This is a genomic window from Pseudomonas sp. 43NM1 (assembly GCF_002836905.1).
Lineage (GTDB): Bacteria > Pseudomonadota > Gammaproteobacteria > Pseudomonadales > Pseudomonadaceae > Aquipseudomonas > Aquipseudomonas prosekii.
The window spans coordinates 1-15,340 of sequence record NZ_MKGS01000021.1 but is presented as its reverse complement, the minus strand read 5'-3'; the positions used below and the strand labels follow the sequence as shown (position 1 = coordinate 15,340).

Genomic DNA, 15,340 nt, shown 5'->3' with positions numbered 1-15,340 from the left:
CGCGAACACAGGTTTTACGACTGCTGCGCAGCCGGACGCAGGCTTCGCCAGCTGCTACATCAGCGGGTTTTTTATCAACCGTCCAACCCCCACAAATCCCCTGTAGCCGCTGGCGAAGCCTGCGTCCGGCTGCGCAGCAGTCGTAAAACCTGTGTTCGCGGTCTGTCTGATACACCGCGTTTCCTTGACGGGGCGACTGCTTCGCAGCCGGACGCAGGCTTCGCCAGCTGCTACAGGGGATTTGTGGGGGTTGGACGGTTGATAAAAAACCCGCTGACGGAGCAGCGGGTTTGGTTTTTGCGGCGGTTTATTTGAGGTCGAAACGGTCGAGGTTCATCACTTTGACCCACGCTGCGACGAAGTCTTTGACGAACTGCTCTTGCGCCCCGCTGCTGGCGTAAACCTCGGCCAAGGCGCGCAACTGCGCGTTCGATCCAAACACCAGGTCGACCCGCGTCGCTGTCCATTTCGCCGCGCCGGTTTTGCGGTCGCGCCCCTCGAACTCTTCCTGCGCGTCCGAGCTCGGTTTCCACTCCACGCCCATGTCCAACAGGTTGGTGAAGAAGTCCGTGGTCAACGCTTCCGGCCGCTCGGTAAACACGCCGTGTTTGCTCTGGCCGACATTGGCGTTCAGTACGCGCAAGCCGCCAACCAGCGCGGTCATTTCAGGTGCGGTCAGCGTCAGCAGTTGCGCCTTGTCGATCAGCAACGCTTCAGCCGACACCCGGTAACGGGTTTTCAGGTAATTGCGGAAGCCATCGGCAATCGGTTCGAGAAAGCCGAACGACTCGACATCCGTTTGCTCCTGCGAGGCGTCCATGCGCCCCGGCGTGAACGGCACAGAGACGTCATGTCCGGCGTTTTTCGCCGCTTGTTCGACGCCGACGCTGCCCGCCAGCACGATCAAATCCGCCAGCGAGACCTTCTTGCCGCCATTGCCGAACTCGTTTTGGATGCTTTCCAGCTTCGCCAGCACATTCGCCAGTTGCTCAGGCTGATTGGCTTGCCAGAACTTCTGCGGCGCCAGGCGCAGGCGTCCGCCATTGGCGCCGCCACGCTTGTCGGAACCGCGGAAAGTCGACGCCGCCGCCCACGCCGTCGAGACCAATTGCGCGACGCTCAAACCTGAAGACTGGATCTTGCTTTTCAGCGCGCTGATGTCATTTTCATCAACCAACGGATGATCGGTCTCGGGAATCGGGTCCTGCCACAACAGCTCTTCGGCGGGCATTTCCGGGCCAAGGTAACGAGACAATGGGCCCATGTCGCGGTGGATCAGCTTGAACCACGCGCGGGCGAAGGCGTCGGACAGTTGCTGCGGATTTTCCAGGAAGCGCCGGGCAATCGGTTCGTAGATCGGGTCAAAACGCAGCGCCAAATCGGAGGTGAGCATGGTCGGATTGCGCCGTTTCGACGGGTCGTGAGCATCCGGAATGATCCCGGCGCCAGCACCGTTTTTCGGCGTCCACTGATGCGCACCGGCCGGGCTTTTGGTCAGTTCCCAGTCGAACCCGAACAGATTTTCCAGATAGTTGTTGCTCCACTGCGTCGGCGTGGTGGTCCAGGTCACTTCCAGACCGCTGGTGATGGTGTCGGGACCTTTGCCGGTGCCGAAGCTGTTCTTCCAGCCAAAGCCTTGCTGCTCAAGCCCCGCCGCTTCCGGTTCAGCGCCGACATTGTCGGCAGGCCCGGCGCCGTGGGTTTTACCGAAGGCGTGACCGCCGGCGATCAGCGCCACGGTTTCTTCATCGTTCATGGCCATGCGGCCGAAGGTTTCACGAATGTCCTTGGCCGACGCCACGGGATCGGGATTGCCTTCCGGGCCTTCCGGGTTGACGTAGATCAGGCCCATTTGCACGGCGGCGAGTGGGTTTTCCAGGTCGCGGCCGTCCTCGGTGCGGCTGTCCTCGTTTTCCCCCGGTTCGGCCACCAGCGGACCTTCGCCGGGTTCCTGCATCGGCGCGTTGTCCTTGGCGTAGCGGCTGTCGCCGGCCAGCCATTTGTGCTCCGAACCCCAGTAAACATCTTCGTCCGGCTCCCACACATCCGGCCGCCCGCCGGAATAACCGAACGTCTTGAAGCCCATCGACTCCAGCGCAACGTTGCCGGTCAGCACAATCAGGTCGGCCCAGGAAATGCTCTGGCCGTATTTCTGCTTGATCGGCCACAGCAAGCGGCGCGCCTTGTCGAGGCTGACGTTGTCCGGCCAACTGTTGAGCGGCGCAAACCGTTGCTGGCCCGACCCCGCCCCGCCACGCCCGTCAGCGGTGCGATAAGTGCCGGCGCTGTGCCACGCCATGCGAATAAACAGTGGCCCATAGTGACCGAAATCGGCCGGCCACCAATCCTGGGAATCGGTCATCAGCGCGGTCAGATCCTGCTTCAACGCCTGGAAATCGAGGCTTTTGAACGCTTCGGCGTAGTTGAAACCCTCGGCCAACGGATCGGACAGTGACGAGTGCTGATGGAGGATTTTCAGGTTCAGTTGGTTCGGCCACCAGTCGCGGTTCGTGGTGCCGCCGCCAGCCGCGTGATTGAACGGGCATTTCGATTCAGTTGCCATGTATGAGCTACCTTTGGTCGAGTTCATCGCGCTACCCGGCCCGGCCTGGGCCAGCAATAGCAATCAGCGAAATCAATGACACAGGTTTTCCGGCCGAGCAGTTGAAGCAACTGCGCACTGCGGCCACACGGGAACTCTGGAGGGTGGCGAACGGTTCGCCAGCACACGGGCCCACGGCAAGCCTGTGACTCTTTGTTATCTCTTCATCAGGTGTTGAACGACCGGCAGACGCCAGCGCAAAGGTAAGACTAGTCCGTCTTCGGAGGAGCGCTAATAGCCGCAGTGTTTGCGCGTGATAGGCAGAATCTTTTTCGGCAATAACCGAGTGCGGCCCGACCGCTGGGGTCAGGCCGCAATTGCACAGCTCAATCAGGCTGCGCTGGCTTCTTTCTTCAGGCTGTCCATGTCGATGACAAAACGGTATTTCACATCGCCCTTGAGCATCCGCTCATACGCTTCGTTGATGTTCTGGATGTCGATCATTTCGATGTCCGAAACGATACCGTGTTTGGCGCAGAAATCCAGCATGTCCTGGGTTTCCTGAATCCCGCCGATCAACGAACCGGCGAGGCTGCGGCGTTTGAAGATCAGGTTGAACACCGACGGCGACGGGTGCGGGCTGTCCGGCGCGCCGACCAGCGTCATGGTGCCATCGCGCTTGAGCAGATTGAGGAACGCGTCGAGGTCATGCGGCGCGGCGACGGTGTTGAGGATGAAGTCCAAGGTGTTGGCGAACTTGGCCATTTCATCCGGGTTCTTCGACACCACCACTTCATCGGCGCCCAGGCGCAGACCGTCTTCACGCTTGTTCGGCGAGGTGGTGAACAACACCACGTGCGCGCCCATCGCATGGGCGATCTTCACCGCCATGTGCCCGAGGCCACCGAGGCCGACCACGCCGACCTTCTGCCCAGGCCCGACTTTCCAGTGGTGCAGCGGCGAATAGGTGGTGATGCCGGCGCACAGCAGCGGCGCGACAGCGGCCAGATTGCTGTCGTCATGGGAAATGCGCAGGACGAATTTCTCCTTGACCACGATGTTGTCCGAGTAGCCGCCGAAGGTGTTCTCGCCGCCGAACACCGGACCGTTGTAGGTGCCGGTGAAACCGCTTTCGCAATACTGCTCATCGCCCTCGGCGCAGGATGCGCAGTGCTGGCAACTGTCGACCATGCACCCGACGCCGGCCAGATCACCGACCTTGAATTTGCTGACATTGGCGCCAACGGCGGTCACCCGACCGACAATTTCGTGGCCCGGCACCGATGGATACAAGGTGTTTTGCCACTCGTTGCGCGCGGTGTGCAAGTCGGAGTGGCAGACACCGCAGTACAGAATGTCGATCTGCACATCATCGGCGCCCGGCGCGCGGCGTTCGAAAGTAAACGGCTTGAGCGAGTCCTTGGGATTTTGCGCGGCGTAGCTGTAAGTCTTGGCCATGGAAATCACCTTTTGGGTTTGTGGCTTAGGGTTAATGGCTGAATAGAGAGGAGTGTCGCAGTTGCTGAATCGTTCAAGTGGATGACCTCAGGTCAATCCGTTGAACGAACGTTGAAGAAGTCTTCGCTGATATTTGCCACTGTGTGGCGCGGCGCTGCACAGAGAATAGGCCACGGCTTGGCAGGTGCGATGGCCGCATCCTGCCGAGTTATTGCCTAATCCCGCCGAAAATGAAGGAATGGCTGATTTTCCGCAGTACGCGGCGGCTCGACAAAAGTAATGGCTAATTAGTAGCATGCACGACCTTCGGGACAACACAGGGTTGCTTCCAGATCACGGACGAACATCGATGAACAAAAGTGGTTACCTTTGCCTGGCCTTCATGATTGCGGTCGGCGGCCTGAGTTTCTTCCTCCAGCCTGAAGCAGCGCTGGCATCCATCGCGCTGATCGCGGTGTTTTCCTGCGGTTACTTCGTTTTTTATCTGGTGCGCAACAACCTGCACCACGGCATCATCAAAGGCCTGTTGCTGTCATTGCTAGTCATGGCGCTGGCGGTGATTCCGGTGCTGGGCTGGATCGTGCTGATCGGATTTGTGATCTACAACATCTCCAAAGCGCTCGACGGCCTGAAAAGCCTGATGCCGGATGTGCTCGCCAGCGTGGTGATCTACAGCCTGCTGTTCGCGCGCCTGGCCTTCGACATCCGCGATCCGCTGGCAATTGGCGGACTGGCCGTTGCCTATCTGATCGCCGCGATTGTCTATTGCCGCAGCCTGAATGGCCTGTCCACGGAACACGCGTTGTTCAAAATGAGCGTGATGTGGCTGTCGATGCCGTTTGCCGCGCTGACCATCATCTCGATCGTCTCGGCGCTGGGTAATCTGTTTCGCACCGTCAGCTCGACAATCACTCGCACGGTTATTTCTCCGCAGATGGTGTCGGCGCATATGCGTGGCGGCGTGGCGATTGATGCGTACACGCGCAATATCAGCAGCACGGTGACCAGCACCGTGACCAATATCGCGCCGGGCGCCGGGGTGATTACTGCCGGGGTGACTGGCGAGGTGGCGCAGCGAGTGAAGAAAGAGAATGCGTGAGTCCCCGAACAGCTCCCGATCTTTGTAGCAGCTGGCGAAGCCTGCGTTCGGCTGCGCAGCAGTCGCTGGACCTGCAATTGCGGTCATCCTGACCCACCGCGCTGGCCGATTTCACGACTGCTGCGCAGCCGAACGCAGGCTCCGCCAGCTGCTACAAGGTTGGGGAGTTCGCGGGCTCTGTTGGAAACGCGCGCACAAAAAAGCCCACTGACCGTCGCCGGTTCAGTGGGCTTTTTGCGATCTGGCTGTCAGTTACAGAGCCATGTCGCTGGCAGCATTGGCTTTAGGGGCCGCTGGTGCTTCAGTCGGTGCAGCAGTAGCAGCCGGGGCTGCTGCCTGAGGGATTGCCGGCGGAGTAGTCAGCTGCAACACCTTGGCGGTGTAAGCCCACTCTTCTGCGACTTTCTCAGGATTGCCGTTCAACTGGGTGCCGTAGCTTGGCACGATCTGATGCAGTTTTTCCTGCCAGGCTGGCGAAGCAACCTGGTCCTTGAAGACCTTTTGCAGGACCGACAGCATGATCGGTGCAGCGGTCGATGCGCCCGGCGATGCGCCCAGCAGACCGGCGATGGAGCCGTCAGCGGAGGTCACGATCTCGGTGCCCAGTTTCAGCACGCCACCGGCCGCTTCATCACGCTTGATGATTTGCACGCGTTGGCCGGCTTGCCACAGGCGCCAGTCTTCAGCTTTGGCGTTCGGGAAGTACTCTTTCAGGGCGTTCAGGCGGTCTTCGTCAGACAGCATGAGTTGGCCAGCAAGGTACTCGACCAGCGGGTATTCCTTGATCCCGACTTTGGTCATCGGCCAGATATTGTGGGTGGTGGTGCTGGTCAGCAGGTCCAGGTACGAGCCTTCTTTGAGGAACTTGGTGCTGAAGGTCGCGAATGGGCCAAACAGAATGACGCGCTTGCCGTCCAGAACACGGGTGTCCAGGTGCGGAACCGACATCGGCGGTGCGCCCACCGAAGCTTTACCGTAGGCCTTAGCCAAGTGTTGCTCGGCGATGGTCGGGTTCTCGGTCACGAGGAACGAGCCACCTACCGGGAAGCCTGCGTATTCCTTGGCTTCAGGAATGCCGGACTTCTGCAGCAAGTGCAATGCACCGCCGCCCGCGCCGATGAAGACGAACTTGGCGTCGGTTTCGGTTTTGGTGCCGTCTTTCAGGTTTTTGTAGCTGACGCGCCAGGTGCCGTCGTCGTTCTTGGTGATGTCCTGTACTTCACTGGACAGCTTCAAGTCGAACTTGGGCGTGGTTTGCAGGTGCGCAACGAACTGGCGGGTGATTTCGCCGAAGTTCACGTCCGTGCCGATCGGCGTCCAGGTGGCCGCGATTTTCTGGCTCGGGTCACGCCCTTCCATCATCAGCGGAACCCACTTGGCGATCTGCGCCGGGTCTTCGGAATACTGCATGCCGGCGAATAGCGGGCTCGCTTGCAGGGCTTCGTAGCGTTTTTTCAGGAACTTGATGTTGTCATCGCCCCACACAAAGCTCATGTGCGGAGTGGAGTTGATGAACGAACGCGGGTTCTTCAGGACGCCTTGCTGAACCTGCCACGACCAGAACTGACGGGATATCTGGAAAGCTTCGTTGATTTCAACGGCTTTCGGGATCTGCACCTTGCCGTTCTCGTCTTCCGGCGTGTAGTTCAGCTCGGCCAGTGCGGAGTGACCGGTACCGGCGTTGTTCCAGCCATTGGAGCTTTCCTGGGCGACGCCATCGAGGCGCTCGACCATTTCCATCGACCAGTCCGGTTGCAGCTCGTTGAGCCAGACACCCAGGGTCGCGCTCATGATGCCGCCGCCAATCAGCAGCACATCGACTTTCTTTGCCTCTTCCGCTTGAGCGGACGTGATCCCCATCGACAAAGCCAGCCCCAGCAGGGCCGTGTTGAGTTTCTTCAGCATCTGTAGCACCTATGATAAAACGCCATCCGCCCTTCCATCCGCACTCGCCAGAACCACGTTTCACGACATTCAGGCAGGATATCGCGGGCTCTCGCACAGCAGGATTGGAGGGTGGGCACACAAGGCCGACGTGTCCATCGACCTCAGTTTATATGTCCCTACTGAACTGACTTTTTATCATTATTGGCTTCAGCTACTTGAGCGACATTGATCCTGTTGGTACGCCTCGAGAGCGTACTAACTGAATAGGTCAAAGCAAGTTGGCGCGAAGAATATCACGCCAGGCACACCCGCGCGTCTGTTCGCGACCTGCCGGTCCGGGAATTGCCTTGCAGATTCCTTCAATTACGCGGGAAGAGGCCCGCCCGAACACCCTCAATCCAACCCGCACGCCGCAAGCAACCCACGCAAAACCAACGCATTCCCCGGCGCAAACCCGCTCGCCGTGTTATCGAAAACGCACCAGGTTTCAGCGCCCGCCTCCACCGACAACTGAATTTTCGCCGCCAGTGCCTGCAATCGTTGCAAATCGTAATCGCTGTAATAAACCCGCGGCGAGCCGTGCATCCGCCAATAACGCACCCCGGACCAGCCGCCCGGCACCTCGCCACCGGTGATCGGCGACGGGTCGGCGGCCACTCGGCCAATTCGCTGTTCGACCAACAAACCATGGGCCGCGCGCCAGGTTTCATGGCGCGGTTCAAGCACCACCGTGCCCTCGTAGCGGCGCCGCAGCATGCGCAGAAATTCCTCCGCCACCATCGGCTCATAGGCCAGCGATGGCGGCAACTGAATCAACAGGCAACCCAACTTGTCGCCCAACTGCAAACACTGCGACAGGAACTCATCCAGCAAGCCTTCGCACTGTTGCAAACGTTGAACATGGGTAATCACCTTCGGCATTTTTACCGAGAAACGAAATCCCGCAGGCACTGATTCGGCCCAGCGCAAATACGTTTGTGGCCGGTGCGGGCGATAAAACGAGCTGTTGATTTCGACCGCGGTCAGTTGCGCCGCGTAGCGCTGCAAGTGCGTGCCGGGCTCGGGAAAAGATGGCCAATGTTCCCGCGGCAAACTCCAGCCGGCACAGCCGATAAAAAGCGAACTCAATAGAGCACCGCCGCCGCATCGCGCATGAAGATTTCGATGGTTTTCGGCCCGACGCCTTCAAACTCGCCGAGACGTTTTTCGAAAGCTTTGCGATCTTCGCTGACACTTTGGATGTTGCCGATCTTGCCCGCGTATTCATCGACGAGTTTTTTGCCTAGATGGCGCAAGCGCTCGGCCGTGGTTTCGTCGTAACGCACGTAATGCGCTTCCCCGAGCATGACCACCAGTTCTCGATGGCTGCAACCGGCCAACTTGCGTGCGGTATCGCGCGAATGTTTTTCGACGATCACGCGATACGCTTCGGCAGCAATGTCCGCCTGGATGCGTTTGCCCATCAGGAAACTGGCAATAAACCATTTGAACAACGCAGTTTCATCGCTCTGCTTTAATTCAATGCCCAGATCACCAGCGCTGATTGTTTTACTCATAACTTGCCCATCCTTGCGCGCTGACTCAGGTCCCGCCGCCAACACCTTGGATCGAATTGGCAAACGCAACGCCTGCCTCCCTCACAAGTACCCGCCACTCCGAACTATTGATAAGCCCGGCACGTTCCATTTCATCGGCCGCTTTCAGCAGTTCATCGTATTGCTCTTCGCTGTCCATGCGAATTTCCGGCTGGCGCAAAAATTTGTACCAGGCAACCAGGGCTTCGCGCTTTTGTTCACTGTTCATGGCTGCTTCTCTCGAGGGTTGTTTTCTCTTGGAAGCGCCTTGCCTGGGAGCCGTTCCTCACGCCCGACAGATGGCTATGGCGACTCAAACCACGCGCTGCACACATCCAGAAATATCTGCTACGTTGTACGACGACTGACGAATAGAGTCAGTTCGTACTCCACAACAACAAGGAAACACCCATGACCAAAGCCAAACTGCTGATCGGTTTTCTGTGCCTCTTCAGCGGCTATGTCAGCGCCGCCCCGACTACCGCCGAGAACGATGTCGCACAAGCCGTCGATCATCTGACCCAAGCCATGCTGCACAAAGACATCCCCGCGCTGGAGAAACTCACCGCGCCGACCCTGAGCTATGGCCATTCGAGCGGCAAGGTTCAGGACAAAAAAGCCTTTATTGCCGATATCGAAACCGGCAAGAGCGCTTTCAAAACGCTGGAGATGCAGAAGCAGACCATCACCCTGTCGGGCGATACCGCGTTAGTGCGTAATCATTTTTCGGCGCAGGCGTTGAATGGCACCGAAGTGGTACCGACCGAAATCGAGAACTTGCAGATCTGGCAGAAACAGCACGGCAAGTGGCTGTTGGTGGGACGCCAGGCGTTTCGGATCTGAGGAATGATTTGCACTGAATAACGCTTTCGCGAGCAGGCTCACAGGCTCTTGCCAAAACACCAAACCCCGTGGGAGCCGAGCTTGCTCGCGATGGCGTCAGCCCGGCCACCATCAGTGCTGGAGACAGACCGCCTTTGCGGGCAAGCCTCGCTCCTACAGGATCTCGGAATGAGCCTGCTCGCGATGAGGCCATTTACCCACCCTGACCTAACGCTGCGTATGCGCTACATCCAGCTGACTGAACGTTACCTGCCCGCCCTCATTCTTGTAGCCGGTGTTGTCCAGCGCATAAACGCCAGCCTTGAAGTACAGTTTCTTGTTCTTCCAACTCGAGCTGATCTGCTTGCCCCAGCTGTAACCTTGCGAATCGACGTTCAAGTAACCCGCCGAACTGAAGCGCACTTCATAAGAAAATGTCTTGCCGAGGGCGATGTCCCTGGCGATCACGATGGTCACGTCTTCGCTGCCCGGTTTCAGCCGGTAGTTGGCAATCACATCGCCCTTTTTTCTGGCCGCATCGTATTGATATTCAACTTTCAGCAGCGGGCCTTCGCCCTGATAGATATGGATTTGGCCAATCACGATCCTGCCGATCGAGGGCACTTGGTTAACTTTCAAGACCGCTTTGAGGCGGTGATTGGCTTCGGGATAGGTCCAGTTGCGCAGAGTGCCGTCACTCAGGGTTTCGCGCAGTTCGCTGCGGGGGAATTCGGATTTCGCGGTGCTCGACCCGGTGACCGGCGCCCAGAAAAACAGTTTGTCGCCAGATCGGAAATATTGGTCGGAATAGCCATCCACCAATCTCGGGGTATCGATGACTTTGGCCGGTGTGCCGACAGGAATCGTCAAGTTCCAGGTTGCCAGTTCAATCATCTCAGCTCTCCTTTGGGGGCGAGCGGACCATACAGCAAGAACAGCGCCATTGAACTCTGCTCGTCGGCGAGCCTCCTACGTTATGTGCTACTTCATTTTTGCTCTGCGCTTTTGGAGGACACCGCCATGCGCCGCATGCTCTTCGTTTCCAGTCTTGTCTTGTGCCTGCCGTTCGGTTCGGCTTACGCCCGTGTGGACGCCGGCGATGTCGCGACCTCCGCCGGGGTATCCGCTTCGCTGTATTCCACCTTCAAAGATCACAAAATGGTGATTCCGGCCCGTGATGACGTGTCGGCGTTCGTCGCCAGTGATGGTGCGATTCGTGGGGTTTATATGGAATCGGTGTTGAAACAGATTCGCCAGGATAACCCTGGTTTGAATGCCACCGATGAAGACCTGGCGAATGCGATTCTTGTGCAGTACGAAGGGTTGGCCGCTCATTAACCGCCGTGGTGCATAGGGGTGAGTGTCAGGGGCAGGCGCATTGGCTGCTTGCCCTTGAGGTCCGTCGAATCGCTGTGGGCAAAACCGTTGATGGGCTTCTATGATTGAGCCCATGACGACTTCCGCACCGATCCGCTCACCCTGCCCGCCCGGCGCCTGTATTTGCGGGCGTGATCCGCTGCTGGAAACACCGGGAGCGGATGTGCGGATTCTGTTTCTGACTCGTCAGGAGGAGAAGCGATTGCTTGATCGGTTGGAAAACCTGCAAAGCCTCGCCGACCTGCAACGAGTGCAACAACGGATGTTTGAACAATTAGGTGTTCGCGTGGAGCTGGCGCCAGGTTTCAATGAAGTGCGAACCATGCGCGGGATCGGCATTACTGTTGAAGAATTGCCGGGGTTGTGTCGCAAAACGCGTGCATCTATTCCAGCTGCGATTCGTCGCAGCCTGGAAAAACGGCCACAAATTGCCTACGAGTTGTTGAACGCTAATGACTTGTTGCGCGATGCCTGAAGTGTGTTGATGAAGCAACTTCTATAGCGACGAGAAGCCGCGACAAGAAGCGATCTGCGTTTTTGCCATCGTTAGCTATAGTGATTTTCCAGGCACTGTTTCAGGGCCTGATATTGAGTCGGTGTCGGGCCGGATGTTTACCCAGGCACCGAGTTATCCATTAAGGAGATTTTCATGAAGCGTTCTGCACTTGCTGGTTTGTTTATTGCCGCTACGTTGCTGGCACCCTCCGCGTTCGCTGCGGCTGACCTGTGTACGGTCAATCTGCAAAAGATCAAAGACGCTCAGGTGAGTACGGAAGTACAGAGCGAGGGGCTTAAGACCAATATTGAAGACACGGTGAAAAAGGCTGAAGCGGCAAAGGCCAAAGGCACTGAAGAAGGCACCAAGGACTGCATTTCGTTAACCACGCAAGCCTTGCAGGACATTCAAAACAACACCAAGGGCGATCAATAATCCTTGGCTGACTGCCGTGTTTCGGTAGGCGTTGCCGAAAGGCACGCCTGGCGAATCCGCAGTTTAGAGTTGCTGATTTAGAGTTTCTGATGGGTTTTAGAGTTTCTGATATTGAGTCGGTGCCGGGCTGATTTGTTGCACCAGCGCCGAGCTATCCATTAAGGAGATTTCCATGAAGCGTTCTGCACTTGCCGGATTGTTTGTTGCTGCTACGTTATTGGCGCCCGCCGCATTCGCTGCGGACGATCTTTGCGCTGTCAATCTGCAAAAAATCAAAGATGCTCAACCGCAGATGAAAGTCCAGAGTGTCGAGTTGAATGCCAGGATTAAACAAGCCGTAGAAAATGCTCAAAAGGAACAGGCTAAAGGCACGGAAGAAGGTAAAAAGAATTGCATCTCGTTGACCGAAAGAGCCCTTAACGATATTGACGACACTGACGACGGCCGCGAATAAGGCCTGTTTTCTGAGCAGCCCTGTAACCTGTTCGGGCATCCGGTAGGAGCTGCTCCTACCGGTAGCCATGCAGGCTGCTTATTGTTGAGCCAAGCCACTTTTAGCTTGCTGCTCCAGATGCAACTGCAACTCTGGCTCGATCTTCAATGCTGCGGCCAGTTCATCCAGATACGCGCGCTCGGCGTCCTGCTGATCGTCGACCAACATCACACTCGCCAGATACATTTCCGCTGCCATCGCCGGATCGGTCGCGGATTGCGCCACATCGGCAGCATCCAGCGGACGCGCGACTTCGTCGTCGAGCCATTGCTGCAGTTGCGGGTCGTCGGTGTGGCGGCCGACTTCAGCGCTGATCATCTGTTTTTCATTGGCATCGATGCGGCCATCAGCCTTGGCGGCACCGATCAAGGCGCGCAACACGGCGTGGCTGTGTTCCTCGACTTCCGGACCGGACAGCAGATCGACAGTGCGCGGCGCCTGTTGCGGCGCCGAGGCCTGGCTGCGTTGCCAGGCTTGGTAGGCCTGAAACGCCATCATCCCGAGGGAGGCCAGTGCCGCGTAATTAGTGCCGCCGGCCGAGCGCGTGCGCGCCGAACCACCCAACGCCGTGCCACCGCCCAACAAGCCACCGAGTAGCCCGCCGAGGCCGCCACTGCCGCCGCCCGACCCGGCGCCTGCGCCTAACAGACCGCCGAGCAAGCCACCGAGGCCGCCCGGCGATGGCGAAGCGCCGCCACGTTGGTGCGACGTCGAGCCCTGGCCGCCGCGCAGGAGTTGTTCAAGCAGATCGCTGGTGTTCATGACGCCATCCTCATTAATAGACGTGGCTTAAACAGGCATAAGCAGTCAGCCAACAATAGTCTCCGGTGGTGATTGCGCCAGCACCGTCTGACTGAATCGAAGGCCAATATGCCGTGAGTGCCAAACATTTGCCCCCTCACCGCAATGTCCTGTGAAGTGCCCCCGGCAAATTTCTCCAACGTTTTTGCGCGCGACCCAGCTAAGATTGAGAGGTGGTGAACCTTATTCCCGCTTTTCCGGTCGATACCTGCAACCCGACCCGGTTTGCCGACGCCCCCAATAGAAGGGTGCTGACTGGCTTGCTTCACTTTTTGGAGAACGCCCCCGTGATATCAACCCTACACATCGCCAGGCTGAAAGCATGGGGCGCCCATGGTTTTACCGCGACTGGCGTGGTCACTGCTTTCCTGGCCACCCTCGCGCTGCTGGAAAATCAAGCCACGCATTGCCTGCTCTGGTTGGGCGTGGCGCTGATCGTCGACGGCCTCGATGGCGCACTGGCGCGCAAGGTCAATGTGCAATCGGTGCTGCCGAGTTTCGATGGCTCGATCCTCGATCTGGTCATCGATTACCTGACTTACGTGTTTATCCCGGCGCTGTTTATCTACCGCTACATTCCCCTGCCGGAATACACGCTGCTGCTGACCGTGTCGCTGATTCTGGTGTCGTCGCTGTTCTGCTTCTGCAACGTCAACATGAAAAGCAAGGACAACTACTTCCAGGGCTTCCCCGCTGCCTGGAACGTAGTTGCGTTGTGCCTGTACATCATCAGCCCGTCGCCGTGGGTGACCTTCCTCACCGTGATCGGCCTGGCGCTGCTGACCGTCACGCGGATGAAGTTCCTGCACCCGTTCCGCGTGCGAAAGTTCATGCCGATCAACATTGCCGTCACCGCCATTTGGCTGCTGTGCAGTTTGTCGCTGGTGGTCAACCATCCAGTGATCAACCCGCTCGTCATGGGCCTGTGGCTGCTGATGTCGGCGTACTTTCTGGGCATTTGCATCTGGCGCACGGCGATGGAGTGGTTTGACGTTTCGCGGCACAAGTAAACGTTTGTGCGCATTCCGATCGGAGCGCCGCCCACCGTGCGGCGTGCCGATGCAAGGGTGCCGAGATCGGTGCTGATCACAGGGATAAGTGAAAGGTGAATAGTCAGATTCGTCTTGCGTGTGCTGATGATGCGGCTGCGATCAGCCGGGTTATCGTTCAGTCTTGGCGCCGATCCAATGCCCAGGATTACCCGGCTGATGTGATTGCCCGGGTCGAGAAAGGTTTTTCTGCCGAATCCATTCTCGCGTTGATGAGCCTGCGGCAGGTGTTCGTGGCGACGGTTGATCAGCGCGTCATTGCAACCGCGAGTCTGGATCACGACGTTGTTCGTAGTGTGTTCGTTGATCCTGACCATCAAGGTCTTGGGCTGGGCAGGCAGCTGATGGCGACGCTGCGCTCCGTGGCCCGCGATGCCAACATTAAAACCCTGCGCGTCCCCTCCTCGATTACGGCCGAAGGTTTCTACCTGACATTGGGTTTTGTGAAAGTGCGCGATGAATTCCATGGCGCTGAGCGCACCATCATCATGGAACAGCAGATTTAGCGGCGGCGCCTGTTGGTGAACGATTCCGTCAGCCGGGATTTATTTCAATGGACAGACCGCCATCGCGAGCAGGCTCACTCCTACATTAGTGGATAGCGTGCAACCAAGATATTTGCGGCCAAACACAGATCACCTGTAGGAGTGAGCCTGCTCGCGATGGCGTCCTATCAGGCACCCTCAACCTCATCCGACAGACCGCACAACGATCAACGCCTGGTAATCACCACCTCCAGATACTCACTCGGCACCACCAGTGAATCGGCGCCCGCGCGGTTGAGTTTGTTGAGCAATTCAGTCAAATCCTTGTCCAGCACCTCGGCGCCTTCCGGCGGCAGCACGGCGAATGCCTTGTGAACCGGGCCATACCAGGTGCGGAAGATTTCGATGAAATGCGCCGCCGAGCGGTAGCGGAAGTTGAAATGCCGCCGCGTGACCTGAGTCTGGAAGTCGTGATCATCAAAATGCGTGTGCAGCCACGATTCGTTGCCCCAGTTCGACGGCGGTTGCGCGCCGGGCGGCGGTGGCAAGTGGCGACCGAGGGTTTTGAACATCTGGCCAACAAAGCCTTCGGGCGTCCAGTTGGCCAGGCCGATGCGACCACCGGGCCGCACCACGCGCGCCAACTCGGCGGCGGCTTTGCCTTGGTCGGGCGTGAACATCACGCCAAACGTCGAGAGCACCGCGTCGTAACTGGCGTCCTCGAACGGCAGCGCTTCGGCGTCGGCCACCTGAAAAATCACCTCCAGCCGTTCCGCGCGACTGCGGTCTTCGCCGCGCTCAAGCAGCGCCGCAACGTAGTCC

18 protein-coding genes are annotated in these 15,340 nt (G+C 58.3%); 9 read left to right on the top strand and 9 right to left on the bottom strand.

Going from position 1 to position 15,340, the window contains the following annotated elements; all coding sequences use genetic code 11:
• On the top strand, positions 1 to 315 hold a 315-nt coding region (locus BI292_RS28995), incomplete at its 5' end, for a hypothetical protein (RefSeq protein ID WP_218563476.1).
• On the opposite strand, the gene katG is transcribed toward BI292_RS28995, so the two are convergent.
• Together katG and BI292_RS04240 are read right to left on the bottom strand one after the other, a co-directional pair.
• Positions 308 to 2,563 carry a catalase/peroxidase HPI gene (gene katG, locus BI292_RS04245; protein WP_101207102.1) on the bottom strand — a complete coding sequence of 752 codons (2,256 nt, stop codon included), beginning with the start codon at positions 2,561 to 2,563 and terminating at the stop codon, positions 308 to 310. The genes BI292_RS28995 and katG overlap by 8 nt on opposite strands.
• A 369-nt stretch (positions 2,564 to 2,932) precedes the next feature.
• On the bottom strand, positions 2,933 to 4,000 hold the full coding sequence (locus BI292_RS04240) for an NAD(P)-dependent alcohol dehydrogenase (RefSeq protein WP_101207101.1): 1,068 nt from the start codon (positions 3,998 to 4,000) through the stop codon (positions 2,933 to 2,935).
• A 349-nt stretch (positions 4,001 to 4,349) separates the two neighbouring features.
• Between BI292_RS04240 and BI292_RS04235 the strand changes: the two genes are divergently transcribed.
• Positions 4,350 to 5,099 (top strand): hypothetical protein, encoded by a 750-nt coding sequence (locus BI292_RS04235; RefSeq protein WP_101207100.1) that lies wholly within the window; start codon positions 4,350 to 4,352, stop codon positions 5,097 to 5,099.
• 252 nt (positions 5,100 to 5,351) lie between these two features.
• On the opposite strand, the gene mqo is transcribed toward BI292_RS04235, so the two are convergent.
• The 4 genes from mqo to BI292_RS04215 form a co-directional block, all read right to left on the bottom strand.
• Positions 5,352 to 7,004, bottom strand: a complete 1,653-nt coding sequence (mqo, locus tag BI292_RS04230) for a malate dehydrogenase (quinone) (RefSeq protein WP_101207099.1) — start codon at positions 7,002 to 7,004, stop codon at positions 5,352 to 5,354.
• 375 nt (positions 7,005 to 7,379) lie between these two features.
• Positions 7,380 to 8,114: a DUF72 domain-containing protein gene (locus BI292_RS04225; protein WP_101207098.1), complete on the bottom strand. Its 735-nt coding sequence runs from the start codon at positions 8,112 to 8,114 to the stop codon at positions 7,380 to 7,382.
• The gene (locus tag BI292_RS04220; protein ID WP_101207097.1) at positions 8,111 to 8,542 is read right to left on the bottom strand and encodes a DNA methylase; all 432 of its coding nucleotides are present in this window, start codon (positions 8,540 to 8,542) and stop codon (positions 8,111 to 8,113) included. The genes BI292_RS04225 and BI292_RS04220 overlap by 4 nt, the downstream gene beginning before the upstream one ends.
• Positions 8,543 to 8,567: 25 nt before the next feature.
• Positions 8,568 to 8,789: a hypothetical protein gene (locus BI292_RS04215; protein WP_101207096.1), complete on the bottom strand. Its 222-nt coding sequence runs from the start codon at positions 8,787 to 8,789 to the stop codon at positions 8,568 to 8,570.
• Between the two features lie 182 nt (positions 8,790 to 8,971).
• Here BI292_RS04215 and BI292_RS04210 point away from each other — a divergent pair, with 182 nt between their 5' ends.
• Positions 8,972 to 9,403, top strand: a complete 432-nt coding sequence (locus BI292_RS04210; RefSeq protein WP_101207095.1) for a nuclear transport factor 2 family protein — start codon at positions 8,972 to 8,974, stop codon at positions 9,401 to 9,403.
• 207 nt (positions 9,404 to 9,610) lie between these two features.
• Here BI292_RS04210 and BI292_RS04205 read toward each other — a convergent pair whose 3' ends face one another.
• Entirely contained in the window at positions 9,611 to 10,276 is a 666-nt protein-coding gene (locus BI292_RS04205; RefSeq protein WP_092280286.1) for a polysaccharide lyase family 7 protein, read from the bottom strand.
• 126 nt (positions 10,277 to 10,402) lie between these two features.
• Between BI292_RS04205 and BI292_RS04200 the strand changes: the two genes are divergently transcribed.
• The 4 genes from BI292_RS04200 (at position 10,403) to BI292_RS04185 (ending at position 12,144) form a co-directional block, all read left to right on the top strand.
• Positions 10,403 to 10,720 carry a DUF2388 domain-containing protein gene (locus BI292_RS04200; protein ID WP_101207094.1) on the top strand — a complete coding sequence of 106 codons (318 nt, stop codon included), beginning with the start codon at positions 10,403 to 10,405 and terminating at the stop codon, positions 10,718 to 10,720.
• 112 nt (positions 10,721 to 10,832) lie between these two features.
• Positions 10,833 to 11,234 (top strand): hypothetical protein, encoded by a 402-nt coding sequence (locus BI292_RS04195; protein ID WP_101207093.1) that lies wholly within the window; start codon positions 10,833 to 10,835, stop codon positions 11,232 to 11,234.
• 174 nt (positions 11,235 to 11,408) lie between these two features.
• The gene (locus BI292_RS04190; RefSeq protein WP_092280280.1) at positions 11,409 to 11,690 is read left to right on the top strand and encodes a hypothetical protein; all 282 of its coding nucleotides are present in this window, start codon (positions 11,409 to 11,411) and stop codon (positions 11,688 to 11,690) included.
• Positions 11,691 to 11,862: 172 nt separating this feature from the next.
• A complete protein-coding gene (locus tag BI292_RS04185) occupies positions 11,863 to 12,144 on the top strand; it encodes a hypothetical protein (protein ID WP_092280278.1) in 282 nt (93 codons plus the stop codon).
• Between the two features lie 78 nt (positions 12,145 to 12,222).
• On the opposite strand, the gene BI292_RS04180 is transcribed toward BI292_RS04185, so the two are convergent.
• A complete protein-coding gene (locus tag BI292_RS04180) occupies positions 12,223 to 12,945 on the bottom strand; it encodes a tellurite resistance TerB family protein (protein WP_101207092.1) in 723 nt (240 codons plus the stop codon).
• Positions 12,946 to 13,271: 326 nt separating this feature from the next.
• On the opposite strand from BI292_RS04180, the gene pcsA reads away from it, so the two are divergent.
• Positions 13,272 to 13,994, top strand: coding sequence for a phosphatidylcholine synthase (gene pcsA / locus BI292_RS04175; protein ID WP_092280274.1), 723 nt, complete (start codon positions 13,272 to 13,274; stop codon positions 13,992 to 13,994).
• A 95-nt stretch (positions 13,995 to 14,089) separates the two neighbouring features.
• The gene (locus BI292_RS04170) at positions 14,090 to 14,539 is read left to right on the top strand and encodes a GNAT family N-acetyltransferase (RefSeq protein ID WP_101207091.1); all 450 of its coding nucleotides are present in this window, start codon (positions 14,090 to 14,092) and stop codon (positions 14,537 to 14,539) included.
• Positions 14,540 to 14,745: 206 nt separating this feature from the next.
• On the opposite strand, the gene BI292_RS04165 is transcribed toward BI292_RS04170, so the two are convergent.
• A partial coding sequence (locus BI292_RS04165) for a class I SAM-dependent methyltransferase (RefSeq protein ID WP_101207090.1) occupies positions 14,746 to 15,340 on the bottom strand: 595 nt, incomplete at its 5' end.